Genomic DNA, 16615 nt, shown 5'->3' with positions numbered 1-16615 from the left:
CCGGAACAGTTAAGAACTAAAAGCTCAGATTTCCGGCGCAGTACACTAGCGGGCCGAAGAGGGCACGATCACCTCTTTCCGCGTCGCCGGAGGCCCAGGTCCTCTGGCTGAAGTCCCCTGGCTGAGTGGTCGGGCCCGGAGCTGGAGGACCTCCGGCCCGGCGGCCGGGGGCCGGACGGACTACCGGCCTCGGAGCCGGACGGACTACCGGGAGAAGGAGTACTCTCGGCAACACGCCCCGATCCTCGGGCGAAGGGCCTAGCCGAGTACATACGTTCGCGCCGCGTCGACATCCCCGCCGATCTCGTTCGACGGGAGCGGTGAACAGCGCCCCGGTCGGGTTCCTCGGTGGGCCCACTACGACCGGCTCGTGGGTTGCACAGCAGGCATGTGCTCCGCGGCGTCCGCAGCTCCGACGCGAAGGGCACCAATGACCATTGGTAGCGCTTGTGCGACAGATGGTAGCGCCTGTGTGCGTGTTCCGGCCCGCGGCGCCGCGAGCCGGACAGCCCCGCCTTCGGTCGCCCCGCCCTCGATCGCGCTGAGACGGGGCAGCGATCAGGCGGATCAGCCCCGCCGCGCTCCGTCGATGTCGAGGACGCCACCGTGACCGTCGAGCCGAGCACCGGCGGGGGCGCGAACGAGGCGAACGAGGTGGGTATGGACCAGGTGTTCGCGGCCGGCGGCGTGATGGGACGGCTGATAGCGGCCAGGGACTGGACCGCCACCGCGTTCGGTCCGCTCCGGGACTGGGGTCCCACCCTGCGGACGGCGGTGAGCATCTGCCTCGAGTCCGGCTTCCCCAAGATGGTCCTGTGGGGGCCGGAGCTCGTCTACATCTACAACGACGCGTATGCAGCCATGATCGGTCACAAGCACCCGGGATGCCTCGGTCGGCCGTTCCGGCAGGTCTGGCCGGAGATCTGGGACACCATGTGCCCGATGTTCGACCAGGTGATGTCCGGCGGCGGCGCCACCTGGTCGCAGGACCAGCTCCTCCTGCTGAACCGGCGCGGATACCTGGAGGAGTGCTACTTCACCTTCTCCTTAAGCCCGATCCGGGATGTCGCGGGCGGCGGTGTGGTCGGCGTCCTGGCGACGGTGCAGGAGATGACCCGGCAGGTGCTCGGCGCCCGGCGTCTCGCCTGTCTGCGCGAGCTCGCCACCGCCACCTCGGACCCGCGCAGTCCGCGGGAGGTGTGCACCCGGGCCGTCGAGGTGCTGGACCGTTACTCCGGGGACGTCCCGTACGGCGTCGTCCTGCTCCGGGACCCGCACGCGCAGCGGCCGGGGCTGCGACCGGTGGCGTCCTGCGGCCTGGCTGGCGACCCCGAGACCCTCGACCGCCCGGAGGGCCGAAGGCAGCGCGATGATGGTTCTTTCGCGCTGCCGGAGGCCCAGGTTCTTGGGGTACTCAGTGCGTTCGGTCGTGACGCTGCCCTCCCCGAGCTGATGGACGCGCTGTCGTCCGGTCAGGCCCGGGTTGTCCATCGGCTGCCCGAACGGCTCCCGCTCCGGCTGACCGGCGGTTGCCGGCCGCCGAACTCGGCGATCGTCGTCCCGCTCGCCGAGGGCTGCGACGGGCTGCCCATCGGCCTGCTGCTCGCCGGGATCAGCGACCAGCTCGCCCTCGGCAGCGACTACCGCGACTTCATCGAGCTGATAGCCGGTCAGATCTCGACCGCGGTGCTGGCGGCGCGAGCCAACGAGGTGGAACGGGCGAGGGCTGCCGACGCCTTCTACCAGGCCCTGCACGACGAGCTCACCGGACTGCCGAACCGCACCGCGCTTCTCGACCAGCTCGGCCAGGCGCTCACCCATGCCCGGTGCCACCAACGTCGCGTCGCCGTCCTCTTCGTCGACCTCGACGGCTTCAAGACGGTGAACGACTCGCTGGGCCACCAGGCCGGCGACGAGCTGCTCCGCGAGGTGGCGGCGCGGCTGCTGCAGACCGTCCGCCCCGGCGACACCGTCGCCCGGTTCTCCGGGGACGAGTTCGCCGTCCTGTGCGGGGACGTCACGTCCACGGCCCCGATCGAGGCGGTCGCCGATCGCATCGTCACCACACTGGCCATACCCAAGACGGCGTGCGGGCGGACCGTCATCGTGACCGCCAGCGTCGGTATCGCTGTGTCCGGGCCGGAGCTGTCCGATTCCGGCGACATCCTGCGCGCCGCCGACATCGCCATGTACGCCGCCAAACGGCAGGGCCGCAGCTGTCGCGTGATCTTCGACGAGGTCATGCGGGCCCAGGCCCTGTGCCGCCTGCGGACCGAGAAGGACCTGCGCCGCGCGCTGGTCACCGACGAGCTGCGGCTGTTCTACCAGCCCGTCATGAACATGGCCGGTGAGCTCACCGGTGTCGAAGCCCTGGTCCGGTGGCAACACCCCGAACGCGGCCTGCTCGAACCCGAGGCGTTCCTCCCCATCGCGGAAGAGACCGGGCTGATCGTTCCGCTCGGCCGCTGGGTCCTGGAAACGGCCTGCCGGGCGGCCGGCACCTGGGCGTCCAGGCTGCCGACCGGCGTGGCACCCCGCATCGCCGTCAACGTCTCGACCTGTCAGCTCGCCGATCCCCGGTTCCTCCCCGAGCTCACCGCGCTACTGGATGCCACCAACGCAGACGACCGCTACGAGCTCGGCCTGGAAATCACCGAGAGCGCACTCGTCGACGACACTTCCGCCGTCGCCGCCACGTTGCACGACCTGTGCGCCCATGGGGTCATCCTGTACGTTGACGACTTCGGTTCCGGCTACTCGTCGCTGAGCCGGCTGCACCGCATCCCCCTCGACGGTCTCAAAATCGACCGGCGGTGCATCGCGAGGATGACCGAGGACCCGGCTGAACACGCTGTCGTCGCGGCTGTCATCGGGCTTGCGCACACGCTCGGTCTCACCGCCATCGCCAAGGGTGTCGAAACGCCCGACCAGCTCGCCGCGCTCCAGGCGCTGCGCTGCGACCTCATCCAGGGCTACCTTCTCGCCCGGCCGCAACCCGACCTGCCCAGCTGGCGACCTGCCATCGTCGAGCGCTGCTGAGTTGTCGGCGCGCACCGCCGTGGCATCGGCTTGTGTCGATCTTATGATGGTGCGGACCGGTGGACCCGCACGGGGACGAACGTCCGGTTGCGTACCGCGTAGACGGTCACCACCGGCGTCAGCGGGTCCCCCCAGGCATCGAAGCCGACGTCACCGGTCGCACCGGGGAAGCGGCCCTGCCCGACGGCGGTGACGATCGCCGCCCTGGTGGCCTCGTCCACGTCGTCGCGGCCGGGAAGGACGCTGCCCGCGGCCCGCAGCAGCGCCCGTGCCGCGTCGTAGGCGTAGGCGGCAACCGGGGGGATCACGTCCACGTCCGGTGACGGCGAAACCGCCGGTGAGGCAGACACGACGACATGACCGCCACCCCCTGCGGGGCTGTCGGCGCCGGAAGCGGCGCGGTCGGGGGCGTTACCGCCGTTGGAGCCGCCAGCGCCAGCGCCAGCACCGGTGCGAGCGCCGCTGCCGGGGCCGCCGCTGTTGGCCCCGTCACCGGTGGGGCCGCCACCGCTGGCGGGACCGCCGATGGGGCTGCCACCCCTGGTGGGGCTGCCGGTGGGACCGCCTGCGGGGCTGTTGCGGCCGGCGGTGGCGCCGTGGCCCGGTTCACTGCTACGCGCGTCATCCCCCCGGTTGCTGTCGCTGCCGTCCTCGTCGGACCACCGGTCGAGGTAGGCCGCAGCGAACTCCCTGGCCTGCGGCAATTCGGACAGGGGTGCGGCAAGGTCGGTGACCAGGTCTCCCTCGGAGGCGCTCTGCGTCCGCCCGGGGTAGTGGGGGTCGAACAACCCGTCGGAACCCAGAACGGACACGGCCGGGCCGTGCTCGGCCAGTTCGTTGCGCAGCTTCGCGGCAAAGGCGTAGCCCGTCGCCACATACACCAGGTCGGGAGCCTCGGTACGCAGGTGCCGGGCCACCTGCTCGACCTCGGATCCGTCGTCGGCGCTGCCGTCGACCCGGTGTGTCCCGGTGACGGTCGCGCCGAGCCGAGAGGCCTCGGCGGCGAAGCGTTCCGCGAGCGAGGTGCCGAAGTCCGGGCCGCCGTCCACCACCGCGATCCGGCTACGGCCCATGACGCGCACGGCGTACTCGGCGGCATAACGGGCCGCCAGCACATCCGTTCCGCTCAGCCGGAAGTAGGTCCGGTACGGCCGGGTCCGGGGGGTCGACGGGGTCGACGGGGTCGACGAGGCGGCGCCGGTCAGTTCGGGCCGGCTGTTGGACGGCGAGACCACCGCGATCCCGGCGGCGTCCAACGTGGGCAGGGCAATCATCGCCACCGTGGAACTCAGCGGCCCGACCACGCCGATCACACTCCGGTCGGCGGCGAGAGCACCCGCGGCCTGAGCGCCGCCGTCCGGCCTGGACAGGTCGTCCTGGACGCTCATCCGGATCTTCCAGCCTGGGATGGTGCCCTGGGAGTTCGCCTCGTCGACCGCGAGGCGAACGGCGTTGCGCACAGCCGTGCCCACGGGCGCGAGGTCGGCGGACAGCGGTGCCATCAGTCCGAGCGTGGCCGTCCGAGTTCGTGGTCCGGGCGGACCGTCCGCCGGCGAACCGGCGGCAAGTTTCACCGCGACGACGGCTGCGATCACCACGATCAGGGCGACCGCAGCGGCAAACACGGCATGTGCGCGCCGCCGTGGCCGGGTCGTGAACGGCCGACCGATCACGACCCGCCTGATCATGTTCCGCCCGATCACGTTCCGGGCAGCGCCTCACCGGGCAGGAGGTCACCGGCCAGCACACCCTCGGCCACGGCACGCATCGTGCGTCGCTGGTTCATCGACGTGCGCTGGATCCAGCGGAAGGCGTCCGGTTCGGTCATACCGTGCTCGGTCTGCAGGACCCCCTTCGCCCTTTCGATGATCTTGCGGGCCTCAAGGCGGCCCTGCAGGTCCTCGACCTCGGCTTCCAGGCTCACGATCTCGGTGAAGCGGCTCATGGCCATTTCGATCGTTGGCAGCAGGTCCTTCTTCTGGAACGGTTTGACGACGTAGGCCATCGCCCCGGCGTCACGGGCCCGCTCCACAAGATCCCGCTGGCTGAACGCGGTCAGGATCACCACCGGCGCGATCCGTTCCTTGGCGATGTGCGCGCCGGCGTCGATCCCGTCCATCCGGGGCATCTTGACGTCGAGGATGACCAGGTCGGGGCGGAGCTTGGAGGCAAGACTGACCGCTACCTCGCCGTCTCCCGCCTCGCCGACCACCTCGTAGCCCTCCTCCTGGAGCATCTCCCGCAGATCGAGACGGATCAAGGCCTCGTCCTCGGCGATCAGCACCCGGCGGGGGGTCGAGGATGGCTGGCTCATCGAGTCGGACTCCTGGGCTCGCAGGGCTAGGATCACACTGTTGACCCGCCGCGATGTGGGGCGGTCGGTCGATCCGCACCTTACCCGGCTACAGTCGTGGAGGAAGCGCTACCTGCATATTGACCGATTCGACAGCAACTTCAAGACCCGAGTCCTCGGGTCTGACTGCCGGCCCCTGTACTCCAACGGCAGAGAGACGGTGCTCAAACCACCGACAGTGTGGGTTCGAATCCCACCGGGGGCACGTACGGCATCTACACGGGGAACCGGAGCCCCGGCGGCTGTTGTGTCGCACCCCGGAGTGATGGCGGCTCCCTGCGCAAGGGTTCCGATCCGTCCGAATTCACCTGCCGGGATTTTGATCATTATGGCTACCTCCTGCGTGTCGGGATGGAGATGGACGGTGAGCTGCGTGACCCCAGGGAGCAGCCAGTGGCCGCCGGAGTATTGATCGCGGAGAGCCTGCGCGTGGGAGCGGTATTGGACAACCTGTCGCTCATCGTCCGGAAGATCCAACGATTGGCGCCAGGGAATGTCACCGCCGACCAACCACCCGTCTGGACGCTGGTCTTCTTCGGCGTCGCTGACACCGAAACCGAGGCCCTGGCCGCTCAACTGAGCGAAGCTCTGGATGCGCCCGGGTGGTACGTGGACCTGCACACCGCCCAGGAAAGCTTCATCGTGTTCCCCGGTCGAGTCATACGCTACCGACGGGGGGATCCGCAGGGGCGCGCCGAAGCCCAGGAATACGGCCGCGCCCACGGCATCCCCGACTCACAACTCGACTGGCCAACCTGACCCTCCAACTGGCGAGAAGATCGCCCAGGGCCTCCGACCCGTGCTCCAAGGGGCCCAGCACGGGTGCGAGCCGCGAGCACCGGAAAATAGCCAAGTAGCCGCCATCCCATGGCGTTCCGACTGGCCAACAAGGCCATCCCGGCAGTTCGGACTGGCCATGTTGATCCGATCCCTGCACACGCTGGTGAAGTCGCCCGGGGCGCGGCGTCGGTCTCTCGGCCGACCCGTTTCCCCGAGCCGCTTCCCGAACCCGGCGGGCGCCTCACAGCGCACCGGGCTCTCCACAGGTCCCTGCGGGACTGACCCGAAAAATAACGTGAGGTGGCAGGAACAATCCAGTGAGCTGGTCGTTGCCGGTGCGGGTTGGTCGCAAGCATGCCGGAGACCATCTCCCGCGCCTGCGGGCTGTGCCGCAGGACGGCTGCCGATATCGCTGGAACAGCCGTGGCCCTGGACAGGAAAGCCGCGATGCGGTACATGTCTGTGCGTGACGGGGGTAGACGAAACACGTGATGATCTGGCGCACCTGCTGGGCCGCTGCGAGACGTGGCTGGAGACGCTCGGAAACCAGGATGACGCCCCGCAGGACGTCAACGAGCTGGCCGCCGATGTCGCCCGCGTGCGCAGCCTTCGCACCCGCGCCCTGTCCACCTTGCTCAACGTCGGCATGCTCGGCCGCCAGTCGGCCGGGAAGAGCTTTCTGATCAGCGGACTGCAGGGCCGCCTGGAGTACTGGCTGGTAGATGACGACGATGACGAGGGCGAGTACACCGGCATACTTCCGTCGTCGGCGAATCCGACCACCGCCTGCCCGTCCACCGTCGTTCCGGTCGGTGACGACCCGTCTGTCAACGCTTCCGGGCGCGGCCTGCTGCGCGTCAAGTTCGACGACTCTGACTGGGTCGAGATAGGCACCGACCTGCCGCCCGCCGTAGCCGCCTCGTACGGCGCGGCCGACGGGAAGGTGACCGACCGCCGCCGCGAGCACATCAACCGCCGGGTCCTGGAGATCGAGGTGCTCATCTCCGATGCCCTCCTGCCGGTCAAGCTGTTCGACCTGCCCGGCTCCGAGTCCCCCGACGGGGACCATGACCTCATCATGCGCGGCGCCTGGGCGGAGGCCGACTGCTTCATCTACGTCACCCAGGCGACATCGGCGCTGACGGTCAACGAGCTCGACCTCATCCGTGACCTGTACGCCCATCACCTGCAGACCGGGAAGCGTGTGCTGTGGGTGCTCACCGGCATCGACCGCGCCACCCAGCGGGAGCACGGCCAGGCCGCGTGGCGCAACGTACAGGCGACGAACAACGACTACCTGCGGACACACTTCGCCGATGCGGGCGGCGGCCTCGCCGCATTCGTCAGCGAAGGATTCCTGCCAGTCTCCGCAGCCTGGGAGGCGAAGGCCGCCGCCGAGGAAGCGAACGGGAACGCGACGAGAAATCTCAGGCAACGCAGCGGGATGGACACACTGCGTGACCGACTGCACCGGCTTGTCGAATCCGGTGCCGGGGACCGTCATCTCGTCCAGGTCGCCGACGAAGCGAGACGGCTGATCCGCCGCCGGCACCGGCCGATCCGGGACATCGTCGACGCCCATCAGGTTTCCGTCGATGAACTGGCCTCTCAGCAAGCCGCGGTCGCCGAGCGGCTGGAGCGTGCGGCGAGTTCCGCGGAAGGCATGCGCGCAGAGCTGGCCGACGAGCTGGAACGCGCTATCCGTGTCGGGCAGCGTCCGTTCGCGGATCTGCCGCAGGAACTGCACTGCGGGCTCGACCAGCTGATCGACGAGGGGAAGCTGGACGCCGAGCACGTCCACGAGATCGACGTCCGCCAGGTTCAGATCTACACGCAGTGGATGGTCGGCCCCGACGGCCCGGCTACCGTCTGGCAGCGTCAGCTGGAACAGCTCGACGCCAAGGGCCGCACCTTGCTGCGGCTGGCTCTGGGGGACGACGCCACCGGCTCCCAGCTCGTCTCCCCGGAACCGCTCGACAGCCGTCTTCCGCCCCCGCCCGCGGACGCGCGGGGAGTCATGTCCGTCTACAGCCTCGTGCAGATCGCCGCCGGAACGGTCGGCGTAGCCGGTCCCTTCGTAGGCGGAGCAGCCGCGCTGATGACCAGCCTCAGCCTCGCCTCCATCGCGCTTCCGGTCGGTGCCGCCGTCGCGGCTGCAATCGGCATCGCCAAGATCACGGAGGTGCTCAAGGAACGGGAGTCAGTGATCAAGAAGGCCCGCAGCGAGCGCAAGCGGATGATCGACGAGCAGGCGAAGCAGGCTCGGGAGGATTTCGTCGATGCGGCCCGGAGCCAGGGACAGATGCTGATCGATGCGGTCGAGGAGCACCTCGAACAGCACCGGGCCCGGCTCCATGCGACCCTGGCTCAGATCATGGATCGCATCGACGCCGAGGACACCGTCGCCAGCCGTGAGCTGGTCGCCAGGCTGGCCCCCGTCGAGCAGACTGGTCGCGAGATCGTAGCGGAACTGCGGGATCTGGCCGACCGGCCGTAAGACGGTTCCGCCAGGGCGACCGCGTTCCTGGGGCATCGTCCGACATGCCCATGGAGTGTTCCTGCTTTTCTGGACACCGAATTAGGCTGCCAGTTGGCTGAGTTGTCTATATCATAGGCCGATGGCAAGGCCATCCCCTACGGCGTCTACGACATCGCCGACAACAGCGCCTGAGTATCGGTCGGGATGACCACGACATCTCCGTGTTCGCGGTCGCCACCATCACCACATGGTGGAACACGATGGGGAAGAAGAAATACCCCACGGCGAGGAGACTGCTCATCACCGCCGATGGTGGCGGCTCCAATGGCCACCGACCCTGGCTATGAAAGCATGAACTCGCCAGGCTTGCCGCTGCCACCGGTCTGGAGATCACCGTCCGCCGCTATCCGCCTGGAACCAGTAAATGGAACAAGATAGAGCACAGGCTGTTCTCCCGCATCACCCTCAACTGGCGCAGACGGCCACTGACCAGCCATCAACCCGGCAAAAGAATAGCTTCTTCCATTATGGGTCCTAAACGCTCACCTCAGACGGTATGCGGGGCCTACCCATCGGACGAGTGATGGGGCGGGTGCGACTCTAATCCACGGCCGATGGATTACGAGTACCGCACTCGATGCGCCGGGGTCAGGCCGGAGGTCAGGCGAGCAGTGCGCGGCCGAGGTGGTCGGAGGAGTCCCGGACACCCGGCAGGACGAAGAAGTAACCGCCGCCGGTAGGGCTGATGTAGTCGACCAGCGGCTCGTCGATGAGCCGGGTCTGCGTCACCTCGAACTGCCGGGCCACGTCCTGCTGGTAGCAGCAGAAGACCAGGCCCATGTCCAGGTTGCCGTTGCTGTCGATGCCCCGGTCGTAGTTGTAGCCGCGACGCAGGATGCGGGAGCTGTCCGTGGCCGGCGTGCGGGGATTGGACAGCCGGATGTGCGCGTCGAGCGGGATGGCGTTGCCCTCGGGGTCGTGGGCGTAGCCCGGTATGTCGGTTTCCGCGGTGCCGTCCAGCGGGGCTCCGGTGTCCCGGCGCCGGCCGATCATCGTCTCCTGCTCGTTGAGCGAAACCCGGTCCCAGAACTCCACCAGCATGCGGATGGTACGGATGACCTGGTAGGAGCCACCTTCGGCCCACGCGGGCTCGTCGCCGCCGTGCACCCAGACCAGCCGGTCCATCTCGGCGGCGTCGGTCACGTCCGGGTTGGCGGTGCCGTCTTTGAAGCCGAGCAGGTTGCGCTGGGCTCCTGACGGCCGGGGCGGGTTCTGGAAGCCGTCGACGCGCCAGCGCAGCTGCATGCCGCCGCGGGTGTGGCGGGCGATGTCACGCAGCGCGTGCAGCACCGTGTCGCGGTTGTGCGCACACAGCTGCAGGCTGAGGTCGCCATGACAGTGCGCCGGGTCCAGAGCGTCGTTGGGGAACGTACGCATCGGGGTGAGTCGCCGCGGCTTGCGTTCGGCCAGGCCGAACCGGCTGTCGAACAGGGACGCGCCCACCCCGACGGTGACGGTCAGCGCGTCGGGGGACACCGTGGGACCGACGATACCGCTGTCGGACGGCGGGGCGGTCGTGCCGAGATCGACCGGGATGCCGCCGGAGGTCAGGAAGCGTGCACGTTCGGTGATTGTTGTAAGCAGCTCGGCCAGCCCGGCGCGGTCCGTGGCGATCACGTCGAAGGAGGCGAACATCGCTGCCGCCGGTGGTGGCGTGAGGATCCCGGCCTGGTGGGCTCCGTGAAAGCCGACCGTCTGGCCCGGGTCCTTGCCGCTCTTGCCGTCCTGGTCGTCACCGGTGGTGGCGGCCAGTGCCGTACCCCCGGCACCCGCGGCGGCGCCCGTGGCCAACGCCCCGGCAAGGAAGGACCTGCGTCCAAGCACGGCGCCGGGAAGGCCGGCGCGGCGCCGGGGGGTCACCCGGCCGCTGTGCTCCGCCTGCTGCCGACGCCCCGAGGGCGCGGACGCCCCAGAGGCCTCGAGCGATGCGGAGGCCTTGGACGGCTCGGATGATTCGGGTGTTTCGGTCATCGGCGGTGCTCCGGAAGGTCGGGGATGTCGCGGTCGCGGTAGGGGAGGTCGGGCCGGTTCGTCCAGTCCGTCCGGTTCATCCGGTGCTTCTGATCTCCAAGACGTCGGGGATGGGCGCGAGGGTCTCCAGCAGCCCCCCGAGACTGCCGTTCAACCGCTGCCGGTCGGCGAGGGGGAGACGGTCGGGGGCGATCCAGGTTCCGGCCGGGTTGCCGATCTGGCGCAGGAGCGTCGCGAAGGCGTCCAGGCGGCGCTCGGCCGCCGCCAGCGCGTCCGGTGCCCGTGTCGTGAGCAGGGGAGAAATGATTTCGAGAAGCTCGCGGGTGCCGTCGGTGTTTGCGCTCGCGGTGGCCAGCACGCTGCCACTGCCCTGGTCGGTGGAGCCGGTGAGCTGGAACTGCAGGGTGTTCTCGAGGATTTCATGGGTGCGCAGGGCCAGGTCGTTCGGATCGAACTCCTGGGTCGGGAAAGCCTTGCCCAGCTCGGCGACGTCGGTGGCCAGCCGTGCCGCCAGCGGCTTGAGCGAGTCCGCGCTCTCGCCGTGCCACAGCCCGTACTCGATGCGGTGGAAGCCGGTGAAGTCCTCGTCGGCGACGCCGCCGGGCAGGCCGTCGGGCCGCCCGTTGATCGCGGCGTCGGAGTCGCCGAACGTGCCGTACGCGGCGCCGAGGCGTTCGTAGTCGAGATGGGCCGTGAGCCAGTCGCGGCGGGCCGCGTCGAGGTCGCCGGCCTCCACGTCCGCGCGCACCGTGTCAGTGTTGCGCTGCAACGTGACCAGGCCGGCGGTGACGAACGCCCGGTAGGCGTCCACCGGCGCGCTTATGATCTCCTCCGTCACCGGGATGATCGCCTGGCCGCCGGCGCTCGAGCCGGCCACCTGCCGGCTCGCCGAGACGATGGGCGGGTCGCTGTCGGGCAGGCACTGCCAGGCGTAGGTGCCGCCGCCGACGGTCGCCGACAGGTCCCGGCTGGTGCCCGGTGCGAGCAGCTCGATCTCGGCATGGATCGCCCCGCTCGCAGGGTCGATGAGGCGGACCTCCGCACTCTGGCCGCCGGTGTTACGGACGGTGAAGGTCTGCCGGCCGGGTTGCGGCGCGTCCCAGCCGGCGGCGCAGGAGCCGGCGGCCACTTCGATCGTTGTCCCGTGGACGTCGTCGGACGGGCCGAGCGCGAGGATCGCGGTGCCGGCGGCGATGGCCGGCACCGCGACCAGGGTCACCGGAAGCACCCAGCGGGGTACTGCCCGAGGTGCCCGCCCCACCCCGCCGGGCACCGGCTCGCCCGGGACCGGCCCTAGCTCCGCCTCCGCCGCAGCCTCTCCCTCCGCCTCCGCCTCGGTCGCTCCGGCCGCCTCGACTGTCGAGACGCTCGGCGGCGTCTGGCCGGCCGGGGCGGCGGGGCGGGCACCCCGGACGAACAGCGCCAGCACCGGGACCAGATAGGCGAGGTAGCCGACGACCTGGAGCACGGTCATCCGCGGGGTGAGGTTGAGGATGCCTTCGGTGAGCCTGGAGTACCAGGCGCTCGGGCCGACGGTGGCGGTCAGGTCGAACGCCGTGGTCTCGTTACCCGGTAGGAGGTTGCTTTCTTGCAGGTCGTGCAGGCCGTAACCGGTGACGCCGGCCGCAATCACGATCAGCCCGATGCCGGTGATCGTGAAGAACCTCGCCAGGTCGATCTTCAGAGTCTGGTGATACATGGCGAAGCACGCGGCGGCGGCAAGAGCGATCCCGGCGGTGGCGCCGACCAGCGGTCCGACCGACTCGTCCGCGCCTCGGGTGGTCGTCCAGACGAACAGGGAGGTCTCCAGACCCTCCCGGGCAACCGCCAGGAACGCGGTGAGGATCAACACGCCCGGCCCGAGCGCCAGCGCGGCCGTGACCCTGCCCTTGATCTCACCGGACAGGGCCCGCGCCGACCGTCGCATCCAGAAGACCATCGCGGTGACGAAGCCGACCGCCACCAGGCTCAGCACGCCGCTGAACGCCTCCTGGGCCGCGGTCGACATCGAGGCGGCCGCGAAGGTGAGGACCGCGCCGAAGCTCGCCGAGAGCGCGACGGCGGCGAGTACCCCCGTCCAGATCTGGGGAAGGCGGGCGCGCTGGTCGGCGCGCACGAGCGTGGCGACCAGGATCGCAACGATCAGACTTGCCTCGAAACCCTCGCGTAACCCGATGAGCAGGTTCGGAACAAGGTCGGCCCACACGTCCGCTACCTCCGCTATAGCCGTATCGTCACCGTTCGCCTAGGGGAAGGTATCAGAAGAACAAGTAAGGCTCACCTAATTGAATGTCCGTGCCATCACGGTAGGTGGGCAGGTACGACAGTCCCCGGACGCCGATCGACGAGCTGTGCGCGCGGCGCGAGTACGGCGCGGGCGCTGCCGAGAGGGCCGAAGGTGGTGCGATCATGTTTCTCGAGTCCGGCTTTCCTGCCGGATCCGGGAGGTTCGGGAGGCCGGAAGTCCTGCGGCCGCTGGAGGCCGCAGGCCCAGCTCCCGGGGGCAGAGATCATCACCACAGTGGCGGTTCCTGGGCCTCTCGGCCCCGGCCGACGGTCTACTTTTCAGGAGATAGATCGACACTACGGATATCTGCTGGGGGCAAGCATGACCGCCAGAGCCCTGCGCCGTGCCTGGGTCCTCACCGCTACCGGGGCGCTCGCCACGCTTCTCGGTGCGGCTCCTGCCAGCGCGTCCTTCTCCTTCCCCGCCGGTGCCGAAACCAGTGCCGAGACCGGTGCCGAGACCGGTGTCGACACGAGCGCCACCGAGATCTTCCGCGCTGCCGCGGGTCTTTCCATCGGTGCTCTCTCCGGTGCCACGAACGCCATCTCCTTCGCGACCAACGCCAGTACCGGCACTGTCGCGGATACCGGCGCCACCGGTTTCGGTGCCGGTGCGAATACCGGCGCCGGTGCGAATACCGGTGCGGGCGAGGACAGCGCCGAGAGCATATCCAGCGCTGCCGCGAACCTTTCCTACAGCGCGCTGTCCCAGGCGGCGGACGCGCTGTCGCGCGCGTCGGTCGCCGTTTCCGGAGCCGCGGGTGCATATCCGCCCGGTGCCGGAGCCTGATGTTGCAGACGGTGTCCATGCCTGTGTGAAGGTCCGTGGTGGTGTCCCATGCCCGTGTGAGGTCTCCACGAGGGCATGGAGCTGTCGTGGGCTCGTCGTCACGTGCGTGCCGTCATCAGAGGAGGCCTTGGTCCGGCCGGAGTCTCCGACAACCCGTGCACCCACAGAACCGCACAGCTGGCAGCATCTGCCCAGCCGTGCCCTGCTCCGCGCCACCCGCCGTGCATTCCGCCGTGCATTCCGGCTGTCCGATCCCGCCGGACAGCCCGGTAGGCGACAGGCGAGATCCCTCGCATGGCGGACCATGAGTGAGCCATTGGAAGCATCGGGGGATGGTGCGGCCGGTGTGACGGCCGTGGCATGCGCCTGCGGCTGTTGGCGAGCGCCGAGACCCACGTCCAGCCGTGGCGGGCGCTGCCGCTGTGGTCACCGGGTCACTGGTGATCGCCAGGGCGGACGGCGAGCCTGCGGCGCTCGCCTCCACCTTGTTGGCCGGAATGTGGGAACACCTGTCCGTGAACGACGTCGACTAGGCTCCTCCACCTTGGGTGAGGGGTTGGGCTGCCCCGCGAACGAAGCGACCCGGGACTCTCACGGGTCCATTTTCTGTAGGAAGTTGCGCAGGTCGTCGGCGTGTTCCTCCTCCTGTTCCAGAATTCCCTCGAACATGCGGCGGGTGGTCGGATCATCGTCGCCGAGCCAGTTGATGATCTCCGTGTAGGAGGCGATCGCGATGCGTTCCGCGACGAGATCCTCCCGTACCATTTCCAGCAGGCTGTGGCTGGCGTCGTACTGGGAGTGGGAGCGCGTGGTCAGTGTCTGCGGGTTGAAGTCGGGTTCGCCGCCGAGCTGCGTGATGCGGGCGGCTATCCGGTCGGCGTGGGCCTGCTCGTCCGCCGCGTGTTCGGCGAACTCGGGAGCCACCTGGGCGGAGGCGAGGCCCTGTGCGGTGAAGTAGTGCCGCTTGTACCGCAGGACGCACACCAGCTCGGTGGCCAACGCCTGGTTGCACACGTCGAGGACCCGGTGCAGATCGGCGCCGTAGGCGTCCGTCACCGGACCTTTGTCGATCTCCTCGCGGGCGTGTTCCCGCAGGGTCGTCACATCGATCAGGAAGTCCGTCATCACCGCTCCTTCACACGACAGGTTGCTGTCCGTCCTGTCCACGGCACGCGGTGCTGACACCAGCGGAGCCCGATTGGATGCGACTGCCGTCGCACGCCGGGAACGCAGGCGTCGGGAACGAGACGCCGAAGCGGGACGCCGGAGCCGGACGTCCGCTCTCACACCTGAGGTCATGCTGCGGCTACCATGGCAGTCATGCCGCCGTGGCTGTGGTGGTTGGTGATCGCCGGGATTCTTGGTGTGGGCGAAATGCTCACGCTTTCCCTCCTCCTTGGGATGACCGCGCTCGCGGCGCTCACGGCGTGCATCGTCGCCGGGGTTGGCGGTGGTCTCGTCGTCCAGCTCATGGCGTTTGTCGCAGCCTCCGGCGTGCTCCTGCTGGGGTTGCGGCCGGTTGCGCGCCGTCACCTGCACCAGTCGCCGGACGTCGCGACCGGCACCGACGCGCTGATCGGTATGACCGGTGTCGTGCTGGAACCCGTCAACGGGGGCGGCCGCGTCAGGATCCGCGGCGAGGTGTGGTCGGCCCGCGCGACGATCGACGGAGAGATCCTCGAGCCGGGCACGAGCGTGCGCGTGCTACGCATCGACGGCGCCACGGCCGTCGTCCACCCCGCGCAGGTGTAGCGGGCTTAAGACCGGGAGGCGTTGATGGCCGGGCTGATCGCCACCGCGGTTGTCGTGCTGGTGCTGGTGGTGTTCCTGGCCCGAGCGGTGCGGGTCGTTCCGCAGGCCCGGGCGATCGTGGTCGAGCGGCTGGGCCGTTACCACCGGACCCTCACCCCCGGCCTTGCCATCGTCATCCCCGTCGTGGACCGGATCCGGGAACGCGTCGACCTGCGCGAGCAGGTGGTGACGTTCCCGCCCCGTCCGGTGATCACCGAGGACAACCTCGTCGTGGGCATCGACACGGTGATCTACTTCCAGGTCACCGATCCGCGCGCGTCCACCTACGAGATCGCTGACGTCATCAGTGCGATCGAGCAGCTCACCGTCACGACGTTGCGCAACGTGATCGGCAGTTTGAACCTCGAGCAGACCCTGACGTCCCGCGATGAGATCAACACCAGGTTGCGCGGTGTGCTCGACGAGGCGACCGGCAAGTGGGGCATCCGGGTCAACCGGGTGGAGCTCAAGGCCATTGAGCCGCCGCCGTCGATCCAGGACTCGATGGAGAAGCAGATGCGCGCCGAGCGGGACCGCCGGGCGGCGATCCTGTCGGCGGAGGGCGTCAAACAGAGTGAGATCCTGCGCGCCGAGGGCGCGAAACAGGCCGCGATCCTGCGGGCCGAGGGTGAGCGGGAAGCGAAGATCCTCTCCGCGCAGGGTGAGGCCGAGGCCATCGCCACGGTGTTCCGGGCGATCCATGACGGTAACCCCGACCAGAAGCTCCTCGCCTACCAGTACCTGCAGATCCTGCCGCGCATCGCCGAAGGTGACGCGAACAAGGTGTGGATCGTCCCCAGCGACCTGACCAGGGCGTTCGGGGGACTCGCCGCCTTCGGTGGCCTTGCCGACCGGCCGGATAGGCCGGATAGGCCGGAACGGGCGAATGGCGGGGACGGCGGGGAGGCACGCTGACGGTGCCCGTCCGCGCGATGTGCAGGCTCCCGCTGAGACCACAGGCCCTCGCTGAAACTGGGAGCAAGGCCACAGCGGTGGTTGCAAGGCCTCGACGTCCGGCAAGGGTCCGTGACCGCCGGATACGATCTAGGTTGTCGAGCTGGTCGCA

General features: G+C 69.1%; 12 protein-coding genes, 1 tRNA gene and 1 pseudogene. 9 read left to right on the top strand and 5 right to left on the bottom strand.

Annotation, left to right across the window (positions count from 1 at the left end; translation table 11 throughout):
* Positions 1 to 606 precede the first annotated feature (606 nt).
* Positions 607 to 3039: a putative bifunctional diguanylate cyclase/phosphodiesterase gene (locus CV1CTNOD_RS13000; RefSeq protein ID WP_131786372.1), complete on the top strand. Its 2433-nt coding sequence runs from the start codon at positions 607 to 609 to the stop codon at positions 3037 to 3039.
* Between the two features lie 41 nt (positions 3040 to 3080).
* Here CV1CTNOD_RS13000 and CV1CTNOD_RS12995 read toward each other — a convergent pair whose 3' ends face one another.
* Positions 3081 to 4742, bottom strand: coding sequence for a branched-chain amino acid ABC transporter substrate-binding protein (locus CV1CTNOD_RS12995; protein ID WP_242606651.1), 1662 nt, complete (start codon positions 4740 to 4742; stop codon positions 3081 to 3083).
* Positions 4739 to 5353 carry an ANTAR domain-containing response regulator gene (locus CV1CTNOD_RS12990; RefSeq protein WP_131786370.1) on the bottom strand — a complete coding sequence of 205 codons (615 nt, stop codon included), beginning with the start codon at positions 5351 to 5353 and terminating at the stop codon, positions 4739 to 4741. The genes CV1CTNOD_RS12995 and CV1CTNOD_RS12990 overlap by 4 nt, the downstream gene beginning before the upstream one ends.
* 171 nt (positions 5354 to 5524) lie before the next feature.
* On the opposite strand from CV1CTNOD_RS12990, the gene CV1CTNOD_RS12985 reads away from it, so the two are divergent.
* The 4 genes and pseudogenes from CV1CTNOD_RS12985 to CV1CTNOD_RS12970 all read left to right on the top strand — a co-directional run.
* Positions 5525 to 5597: transfer RNA gene (locus CV1CTNOD_RS12985), tRNA-Leu, on the top strand.
* 146 nt (positions 5598 to 5743) lie between these two features.
* Complete coding sequence (locus CV1CTNOD_RS12980; RefSeq protein ID WP_242606650.1) at positions 5744 to 6151, top strand: CHRD domain-containing protein; 408 nt, start codon at positions 5744 to 5746, stop codon at positions 6149 to 6151.
* Positions 6152 to 6638: 487 nt separating this feature from the next.
* Positions 6639 to 8669 carry a dynamin family protein gene (locus CV1CTNOD_RS12975; RefSeq protein ID WP_165485489.1) on the top strand — a complete coding sequence of 677 codons (2031 nt, stop codon included), beginning with the start codon at positions 6639 to 6641 and terminating at the stop codon, positions 8667 to 8669.
* Positions 8670 to 8792: 123 nt separating this feature from the next.
* A pseudogene (locus CV1CTNOD_RS12970) lies at positions 8793 to 9151 on the top strand (ISAzo13-like element transposase-related protein); the annotation flags it as partial.
* Positions 9152 to 9311: 160 nt separating this feature from the next.
* Here CV1CTNOD_RS12970 and efeB read toward each other — a convergent pair.
* Both efeB and efeU read right to left on the bottom strand, forming a co-directional pair.
* Positions 9312 to 10682, bottom strand: a complete 1371-nt coding sequence (gene efeB, locus CV1CTNOD_RS12965) for an iron uptake transporter deferrochelatase/peroxidase subunit (RefSeq protein ID WP_131786368.1) — start codon at positions 10680 to 10682, stop codon at positions 9312 to 9314.
* A 76-nt stretch (positions 10683 to 10758) separates the two neighbouring features.
* Positions 10759 to 12888: an iron uptake transporter permease EfeU gene (gene efeU, locus CV1CTNOD_RS12960; RefSeq protein ID WP_131786367.1), complete on the bottom strand. Its 2130-nt coding sequence runs from the start codon at positions 12886 to 12888 to the stop codon at positions 10759 to 10761.
* Positions 12889 to 13290: 402 nt separating this feature from the next.
* Here efeU and CV1CTNOD_RS12955 point away from each other — a divergent pair, with 402 nt between their 5' ends.
* Together CV1CTNOD_RS12955 and CV1CTNOD_RS27360 are read left to right on the top strand one after the other, a co-directional pair.
* Complete coding sequence (locus tag CV1CTNOD_RS12955; RefSeq protein ID WP_131786366.1) at positions 13291 to 13758, top strand: hypothetical protein; 468 nt, start codon at positions 13291 to 13293, stop codon at positions 13756 to 13758.
* A gap of 404 nt (positions 13759 to 14162) precedes the next feature.
* Positions 14163 to 14291, top strand: a complete 129-nt coding sequence (locus tag CV1CTNOD_RS27360) for a hypothetical protein (protein ID WP_278043905.1) — start codon at positions 14163 to 14165, stop codon at positions 14289 to 14291.
* A 58-nt stretch (positions 14292 to 14349) separates the two neighbouring features.
* Here the strand turns inward: CV1CTNOD_RS27360 and CV1CTNOD_RS12950 are convergent, their stop codons facing one another.
* On the bottom strand, positions 14350 to 14883 hold the full coding sequence (locus CV1CTNOD_RS12950; protein ID WP_131786365.1) for a ferritin-like domain-containing protein: 534 nt from the start codon (positions 14881 to 14883) through the stop codon (positions 14350 to 14352).
* A gap of 195 nt (positions 14884 to 15078) precedes the next feature.
* Here CV1CTNOD_RS12950 and CV1CTNOD_RS12945 point away from each other — a divergent pair, with 195 nt between their 5' ends.
* Both CV1CTNOD_RS12945 and CV1CTNOD_RS12940 read left to right on the top strand, forming a co-directional pair.
* On the top strand, positions 15079 to 15510 hold the full coding sequence (locus tag CV1CTNOD_RS12945) for an NfeD family protein (protein WP_131786374.1): 432 nt from the start codon (positions 15079 to 15081) through the stop codon (positions 15508 to 15510).
* 24 nt (positions 15511 to 15534) lie between these two features.
* Entirely contained in the window at positions 15535 to 16464 is a 930-nt protein-coding gene (locus CV1CTNOD_RS12940; RefSeq protein ID WP_131786364.1) for an SPFH domain-containing protein, read from the top strand.
* Positions 16465 to 16615: the final 151 nt, after the last annotated feature.

The organism is Protofrankia symbiont of Coriaria ruscifolia (genome assembly GCF_900634745.1).
GTDB lineage: Bacteria > Actinomycetota > Actinomycetes > Frankiales > Frankiaceae > Protofrankia > Protofrankia californiensis.
Note: the sequence above shows the minus strand (reverse complement) of the source record. Positions and strands in the feature narration are given on the sequence as shown.

Bases quoted from the DNA above. Each gene is read 5' to 3' on its own strand.
- CV1CTNOD_RS12950 (WP_131786365.1), bottom strand. From the start codon at position 14,883: ATGACGGACTTCCTGATCGATGTGACGACCCTGCGGGAACACGCCCGC.
- CV1CTNOD_RS12990 (WP_131786370.1), bottom strand. From the start codon at position 5,353: ATGAGCCAGCCATCCTCGACCCCCCGCCGGGTGCTGATCGCCGAGGAC.
- CV1CTNOD_RS12955 (WP_131786366.1), top strand. From the start codon at position 13,291: ATGACCGCCAGAGCCCTGCGCCGTGCCTGGGTCCTCACCGCTACCGGG.
- CV1CTNOD_RS12980 (WP_242606650.1), top strand. From the start codon at position 5,744: ATGGAGATGGACGGTGAGCTGCGTGACCCCAGGGAGCAGCCAGTGGCC.
- CV1CTNOD_RS12940 (WP_131786364.1), top strand. From the start codon at position 15,535: ATGGCCGGGCTGATCGCCACCGCGGTTGTCGTGCTGGTGCTGGTGGTG.
- efeB (WP_131786368.1), bottom strand. From the start codon at position 10,682: ATGACCGAAACACCCGAATCATCCGAGCCGTCCAAGGCCTCCGCATCG.
- CV1CTNOD_RS12945 (WP_131786374.1), top strand. From the start codon at position 15,079: ATGCCGCCGTGGCTGTGGTGGTTGGTGATCGCCGGGATTCTTGGTGTG.